The sequence below is a fragment of the Flavobacterium sp. HJJ genome, from assembly GCF_015351475.1.
In the GTDB taxonomy this organism is placed as follows: Bacteria; Bacteroidota; Bacteroidia; order Flavobacteriales; family Flavobacteriaceae; genus Flavobacterium; species Flavobacterium marginilacus.
This window is the reverse complement of record NZ_JADKPR010000037.1, coordinates 23,552-31,582: the sequence shown is the minus strand read 5'-3', so window position 1 is coordinate 31,582 and position 8,031 is coordinate 23,552. Positions and strand designations below refer to the sequence as shown.

Here is an 8,031-nt window from a genome sequence, read left to right as displayed (position 1 = left end):
TCGTCAGCATGACAAACTACACGGAGAGACTAACAGAGGTAGTAAATACGAAATCAAAGTCATTGCCAGGAACGAAGCAAACACCCGCTCTCCGAAGAGTTCCCAGCTCCGCAAAGTCAACCGACTTTCTGTGCTTTTTTTAAACATTTTTAAAAAACGTAAAGGCAATAAAAGTCTCCCGACTTTTTCATAAACTTTTTAAGACCTCTTCCAGATATCATTAAGTGAAGTGAAATTTCTGATTTTACTAGGATTGTAGAGTTACTTGCGGAGATGTTTCCTTCGTCAGCATTTTTTTTGGATAGTAAAAACCCTCTTCAGAAGCTATTTGTCCTACTCTATTTTCTACTTGACATTTTTTTTATTACCAAATAACACATATCTGTTTAAATACAGATTATTGTCGATTAAATACATTGATTATGTGAAAGTACCCTCATTAATTTTTGGGATTATTTCTTTGGTATTGACATCACTTATAATTGGAGCTTATGAACCAAACCATATAATGATAGTGAACGAAACAGCGAAATAGCAGTTATCGTTCTTATCCCAACAACCCTAAACTGCTATGTCTATATTGTTGCTTTTTACCACTTCTGAACAGGATATTCACACAATGAAATACTCATCTTTACCGCTGATATCTTAAATTACAATATGTTGATCTTGCCTTTTTTATATTCATAAAGTTAATGAGTATTAATTTTTTTTCCAAACAAATTAACCGTTCACCTTATGAGTTTTTTCTGGATTAAATACAGACTACCTTAAGTTTTTGTGGCAAAAAAGGTATCAACTCCAGTAGCAGTTTATCTTCATTATTACATTGCGGATGATAAGCTTAAATATTATCAGACAATATTTAAGCTTATGCTGAAAGTGCTGCCCAATCCGAGTTCACTTTCTACATTAATAGTTCCATTTTGTGCTTCAATAAATTCTTTACTGATAGCTAACCCTAATCCAGTTCCAGATTTATTACTTCCAGGAATCTGAAAATATTTATCGAAAACCTTGGTTTTGTAACGGCTGTCAATTCCTTTTCCAGAATCAATAACCTGAAAAATAATTTGTTTGTCGATTTGTTTCAATTTAACTACTATTTTGCTATTCTCTGGAGAGTAGGTAATAGCATTGGTCAAAAAATTAATTAAAACCCAGCTCGTTTTTTCGGCATCTGCTTTTACATTGGGTAAATCGGTTTCTGCATCTATACTAATTTCAATTTGTTTTTGTTCTGCTTTTACTTTGACCGCTTCGGTGGCATAATGAACTATTTCGTAAGGATTGCTTTTTTCAATATTCAACTGGATATTTCCTGTTTCGAGCTGTGACAATTCTAATAATTCTCCTGTAATTTTTAAGAGCCGCTGACTATCGTCTTTAATACTCTCAATCAAATGTTTCTGCTCTTCATTAAGGATTCCAGTGGTTTTGTTTTCTAATAATTGTAAACTCATTTTTATGGATGAAATAGGAGTTTTCAATTCGTGGGAAACTGTAGCTATGAAATTTGTTTTAGCAAAATCCAATTCTTTAAAAACAGTGATATTTCTTAAAATAATAACATTGCCAATGGATATAGACTCGTCTTCTCCCGTTGGTTTGATGGTAATATTCACCATTTCTTTTTCAAAATAACTTTCTTTGGCATCAGCAAAAATCTTCATTGGATGTGCCTTTGAATTATCCGATTCACTAATGATTAAAGACTTCATTAAATCATTTGTTAAAGCCAGATTTGCTGCTAATTTTCCAAGAACATCTTCTTGTTTCATACCTATGATTTTCAACGCTTGATCATTGATAAATAAAATTACACCCTGATTATCTAAACCAATGATAGGATCATGCATATTATTGATTAATGTTTCCAAACGTTTCTTTTCAAATGACAATTTATACAAGTTGCTGTTGTGATACTCTTGTAGTTTTTCAGCCATTGTATTGAACGATTTGGCTAAATCTCCAAATTCATTATGGTGCCAGAAATTAACTCTTTCAGAATAGTTTTTATTAGCAATTTCCTTAATACTTGCTGTTAATTCCTTGATGGGATTGGCAATATTATTAGGCAGATTGATTAATAAATTAAAAGCAATCAGAAAGCATAATGTACCCACAACGGCAATCCACAAATTAGCAGTTTCGGCAGTATGTTTTGCAATATCGCTTTTAATTTTTATAGCATTCATATTGAGCCTCATAATCTCGAAAATATTTTGCCGGATTTGAGCTTTTATTTTTTCGGCGCTTTTATTCTGCTTTAACAAATTAAAATTAGATTCTAATTTTTTTGTGAGTATGTCTTCGTTTACTTCTGTAATGTTTGCTTCTTGTTTTTTGAGATTGATTTCAAAAACTGCAATAGCTTTATTTTCATTAAACGCTATTTCATCTAATGAAAGCAGCATATTCCGAGAGTATTCTAATGTATTATAATTAGCTTTCAAAATATTTCCAGTGTCATTTTTTATTAAAAAAATATAATAGGCACTAACTAGTGTCAGGATAAATATTAATAAAAATAATAATCCAACTCCTAAATTTAATTTAGTTTTAATTTTCATAAATAGATATTTATTGTTTTTTATTGATCATATCTAATCGCAATTCTTCATTTTTTTTGAGTTTTTGGAATCATAGCGATTTCATTTTATGATAGTATTACAAGGTCAACATTCGATGATGAAAGATTATTCAATAGTCGTTTAAAAATTGATGTTGACAAAATTACTTTAAGTAAACTCAAATGTGGTTTTCCTATACAAACAGTCGTGATTTGTTTCTGTTCGACTATTTTTAAAATGGCATCAGTAATTTTTTTGTTTTCCACTTTAATCACTTCTGCACCGAGTTCAGCTGCTAATTTGAAATTATTTATCAAATGTCTTTGTTTATCAAGTGCAATTTTTTCGCTGCTTTCTTTAGGTGTTTGAACATACAAAACAGACCAATCACTATTATAATAACTCGCTAAACGAGCCGCTTTTCGAATGACAATTTTGGCTGTTTTATCATTGCTGCTAATGCAAGCCAAGAGTTTTTCTTGTCTCAATGCTATGTTTTTTGGCACCTCATTCTCCACTTTTCTGACTACTTGACTGGCTACTTCTTTCAGTGCCAATTCACGCAATTGAAGAATCTGATTTGGCTTAAAAAAATTATTTAAAGCCATTTGGATTTTATCTTCTGTGTAGATTTTACCTTCTTTTAACCGATTGATTAATTCATCGGAAGTTAAATCGATATTCACCACTTCATCTGCCAGTCTCAAAACATTATCAGGAATACGTTCTTTGACTTCAACATTTGTAATTTGTTTTATATCCTGATTTAAACTTTCAATATGCTGAATATTTACTGCCGAAATTACATTAATTCCAGCTTCCAAAATCTCTAAAACATCTTGCCAGCGTTTTTCGTTTTTACTGCCCTCAATATTGCTATGTGCTAATTCATCAACAATTACTACTTCCGGACGAAGATTGATAATGGCTTGGACATCCATTTCTTCCAGCTGTTTTCCTTTATAAAAAATGGTTCTTCGGGGAATAATTGGCAACCCCTCCAATAATTCGTGTGTTTCCTTACGATTATGAGTTTCAATATAGCCTATTTTTATATCGATTCCGTTTCGCAATAACGAATGCGCTTCCTGAAGCATACGAAAAGATTTGCCCACGCCGGCACTCATGCCAATGTAGATTTTAAACTTCCCTTTTCTTGATTTTTGAATTAAATCCAGAAAGTGCTGTGCGTTATGTTCTTTTTCCATTTTTTATAAGATAAGAAGTTTTTTGTAAAATGATATCTCACATTTTACAAAAAACATTTCACTAAATTAAAGACTAATCGCTAATGATATCGTTACAAAAGTATTCGTATCTGTTGGGAGATTATCTTTTGTAAAAATATCATCTTTACTTGACAGATTTCTAGCTTCTATTCTAAACATAACGTTATCAGAAACTATGTAATCAAAGTTAGCTGAAAAACCATATGTTTTAAATCCGTTTGGCGTTTCTGTTGCGATAATTACACCTTTTTCATCACTGTAGTACTCTCCACGTGCTGTCAGCTGAATTTTATCAGCTGGTTTATATTGAAGAATCAAAACAGGAGAAAACCAAACATCGTATTTGTCACTTCCTTTATCCGATTGCTGTGAACCAACATCAAAACCTGCTGTTACATTTGTTTTATCAGACAGCTTAAACTGTCCGTAAAAATTATTAAAATAACGCCATTTTTTGTCAGCATCAGGCTGCTCATTTCCAGCATAAGTGCTCCAATTCAAGATTACCTTATCTGACGGTTTGTATGTAAGCTGCGTTCCAAAAGCCGGAGTTTGGTTTCCTTCAACTTTCTGAATTCTCTGCCAACCGTTCAGATACATTCCCGCCAAATACCATTTTCCAGATTCAGAAGTATAACCAATTTTTACACCTGCTTCATAATACGGAGAATTCTCTGCCAGAATACTTCTCGTTAAAGTCTGACAATCTTTACCAATGGCACTTTCAAAACCAATGTGCGAAGGCATAATTCCAGCATCAATCCAAAGATTGTGCTTATTAGCTATTTTTACACCAACATTTGCTTCATAAACATTTTTCAATAAATCCTGTTCCGCCGACATATTGTATTCGGTATACGTTCCAGCCATCAGCGCAAAATTTCCACGAATATTTGCTGCAGCATAATTCACTTTTGCCATTCCCAGATTAAGGTTAGCTTCATTGCTTTTATTATAACTGTAAAAAAATCCCGGGCGTGTATGATCATCAGGTTTCCCAAAATCATAACTGTAATAAACATCAACATAACCTGAAAATGTAAACGGGCTTTTAGATTTTCCTTGTGCATGTAAATTACTAAAACCAAAAGCTATTAAAGCTGTAAGTATTATTTTTTTCATATTTTGATTGCGAGAAACAAAGTAATTTCGTCCTCTTAATTAATTTTTTTTGTAGATTTTTTTTAGGAGCTAATCCCGCTATCCGTTTCAATCTTTTCCTGGCTAAAAAAGCCAGAAAAAGGATTTCCACTACTATCGGGGCTAGGACTTTCAAGGTAAAAAGATGATTAGTATCCTAACAGGTTTTAATTAGATTTTCACACAGTTTTGTCATCCCAACGAAAGAAATATGAAAAAACTTGTGGGTTTCTTTATGGTCAAAAGAAAGCTTATAAATACCTAACAGGTTTTGAAAACCTATTAGGATATAAAGCCTATTAGGAACAACTTAGAACCACAGCACCTTTCTCAGTGTAACTCATCCAAAGCCACATTCAATTCCAATACATTTACAGTTGCTGTTCCCATAACTGTTGGTGTATTAATTTTACTTTCGACCAAAGCTTTTACTTTATCTTCTGATAATTTTCTTTCCTTGGCAATACGTTTTACCTGAATCAATGCACCTTGCGGAGAAATATTTGGATCCAGTCCACTTCCTGAAGCAGTAACCATATCCGATGGGATCTCTGATTTTTTCAAATAAGGATGTACCAATAAAAAGGTATCAATTCTTTTTTGAACCAAAGCCAAATAATCAGCATTACTTGGACCTTTATTACTTCCGGCACTTCCTGCAGCATTGTAATCAACTGCCGAAGGTCTTCCCCAGAAATAATTCGATTTATCAAATTTTTGTCCAATTTTTTGATAACCAACCACTTTTCCGTTAACCGAAATAGTTTCGCCTTTACCTTGATTTGGAGCAAATTTGGCAATTCCATATATTGCCAAAGGATAAATAACGGCAAACAAAACAACCAGTACCAAGGTCAATTTTAATATTGAAAATATATTTTTCATTTTTTTTGTTTTTTATTGTTTCCTCACCCCCAACCCCTCTCCAAAAGAGAGGGGAGTTTTTGCAGAAGGATCAGTTGTTAATCATTATTTTATAATTAGATATGCAATTCCGTTCCGTCTCCCTCTCCTCTGGAGAGAGCTGGGGTGAGGATTAGACAAATACAGCCACAACCAAATCGATTAATTTGATTCCGATAAACGGAATAATCAAACCGCCAAGTCCATATATCAAAAGATTTCTTTTCAAAATAGCACTTGCCCCGATTGGCTTATAATCAACTCCTCTTAAAGCCAACGGAATCAATATTGGAATAATAATCGCATTGAAAATTACCGCTGATAAAATAGCGCTTTCAGGGCTGTGTAAATTCATAATATTCAAACCCTGTAAAGCTGGAATTGCAGCTATGAAAAGTGCTGGAACAATGGCAAAATACTTGGCAACGTCATTCGCAATAGAAAAAGTGGTGAGTGTTCCGCGAGTCATTAACAGCTGTTTTCCAATTTCAATAATTTCAATTAATTTGGTTGGATCATTATCCAAATCGACCATATTTCCAGCTTCTTTTGCTGCTTGTGTTCCACTGTTCATTGCTACACCAACATTGGCTTGAGCAAGAGCTGGTGCATCATTAGTACCGTCACCCATCATTGCCACGAGTTTACCATTTTGCTGCTCGTTTTTGATGTAGTTCATTTTATCTTCAGGTTTAGCTTCGGCAATAAAATCATCTACACCAGCTTTTTCTGCAATGAATTTCGCAGTCAAAGGATTGTCTCCCGTTACCATAACTGTTTTAACCCCCATTTTTCTTAATCGTTCAAAACGTTCTTTCATTCCAGTTTTTATAATATCCTGAAGTTCTATAACGCCTTGTACTTGATTGTTTTTAATTACAACCAATGGAGTTCCTCCATTAGAAGAAATATCAATTACTTTTTTTTCAATATCTTCCGGAAATGGATTTCCAGCTTGCTGTACAATATTTTTGGCAGCATCCTGAGCTCCTTTTCTAATGTTGGTTCCATCTTTTAAAATTACACCACTGGTTCTGGTTTCGGCCGTAAATTTGATTAAAACTGCACCTTCAATTGATGATTTTTTTGCTGTTTCTTTGCCAGCTAATTCGATAATACTTTTCCCTTCAGGAGTATTATCAGCTAAAGAACTTAATACACAGGACTGGATAAAATCTTCTTGAGAAATGCCTTTCGCTGGGTAAAAATTAGTTGCTTTTCTGTTTCCAATGGTTATGGTTCCTGTTTTATCTAATAATAAAACGTCAATATCTCCTGCAGTTTCAACCGCTTTTCCCGATTTTGTAATAACATTGGCACGCAAAGCCCTGTCCATTCCCGCAATTCCGATAGCAGATAATAAACCTCCGATAGTTGTTGGAATCAAACAAACAAAAAGTGAAATAAAAGCAGCAATTGTGATTGGTGCATTAGCATAATCAGCAAAAGGTTTTAGCGTAACACATACAATCACAAAGATTAAGGTGAAGGCTGCTAATAAAATGGTCAATGCAATTTCATTTGGTGTTTTTTGACGAGAAGCACCTTCGACCAAAGCTATCATTTTATCTAAAAATGATTCACCGGGCTCTGTAGTAACTCTAACAGTTATTCTATCGGTTAAAACTTTAGTTCCGCCAGTTACAGAACTTTTATCGCCTCCTGCTTCACGAATAACGGGTGCGCTCTCTCCCGTAATGGCGCTTTCGTCAATAGTTGCTATCCCTTCAATAATTTCTCCGTCTGTGGGAATAACATCACCTGCTTCACAGAAAAACATATCATCTTTTTTCAATTGAGAGGAAGAAACCATTACAGTTTCATCAGAATAGATTTTGCCTAATTCTAAAACTTTTTTTGCTGGTGTTTCTTCACGGGTTTTTCTTAAACTATCAGCTTGTGCTTTTCCTCTTGCTTCTGCAATGGCTTCTGCAAAATTAGCAAACAAAAGAGTAGCTAATAAGATTAAGAATACAATAAAATTATACGTAAAACTGCCTTGATCCTGTGCGCCAAATAAAATAGCAATGCACATAACAAACATAATAGCAGTTCCGATTTCAACGGTAAACATTACTGGATTTTTGAACATTACTTTAGGATTAAGCTTTACAAAAGATTGCACTAAAGCTTCTTTTACCTGCTTACTTTCAAATAATGAATTGGATTTATTTTTAGTCATCTTG

General features: G+C 33.6%; 6 protein-coding genes. 1 reads left to right on the top strand and 5 read right to left on the bottom strand.

What is annotated here, in order from left to right; all coding sequences use genetic code 11:
* Positions 1-193, top strand: a 193-nt coding sequence (locus IRZ80_RS21080) for a hypothetical protein (protein WP_228520967.1), incomplete at its 5' end; no start/stop codon positions are given.
* A 661-nt stretch (positions 194-854) separates the two neighbouring features.
* Here the strand turns inward: IRZ80_RS21080 and IRZ80_RS19765 are convergent.
* The 5 genes from IRZ80_RS19765 to kdpB all read right to left on the bottom strand — a co-directional run bounded on the left by IRZ80_RS19765 (position 855) and on the right by kdpB (position 8,027).
* Positions 855-2,573: an ATP-binding protein gene (locus IRZ80_RS19765; RefSeq protein WP_194643907.1), complete on the bottom strand. Its 1,719-nt coding sequence runs from the start codon at positions 2,571-2,573 to the stop codon at positions 855-857.
* Between the two features lie 86 nt (positions 2,574-2,659).
* Positions 2,660-3,781 (bottom strand): universal stress protein, encoded by a 1,122-nt coding sequence (locus IRZ80_RS19760; protein ID WP_194643905.1) that lies wholly within the window; start codon positions 3,779-3,781, stop codon positions 2,660-2,662.
* A gap of 66 nt (positions 3,782-3,847) precedes the next feature.
* Positions 3,848-4,924, bottom strand: coding sequence for a porin (locus IRZ80_RS19755; protein WP_194643903.1), 1,077 nt, complete (start codon positions 4,922-4,924; stop codon positions 3,848-3,850).
* A gap of 348 nt (positions 4,925-5,272) precedes the next feature.
* Entirely contained in the window at positions 5,273-5,827 is a 555-nt protein-coding gene (locus tag IRZ80_RS19750) for a K(+)-transporting ATPase subunit C (protein ID WP_194643901.1), read from the bottom strand.
* A 151-nt stretch (positions 5,828-5,978) separates the two neighbouring features.
* Positions 5,979-8,027: a potassium-transporting ATPase subunit KdpB gene (gene kdpB, locus IRZ80_RS19745; RefSeq protein ID WP_194643899.1), complete on the bottom strand. Its 2,049-nt coding sequence runs from the start codon at positions 8,025-8,027 to the stop codon at positions 5,979-5,981.
* Positions 8,028-8,031 lie beyond the last annotated feature (4 nt).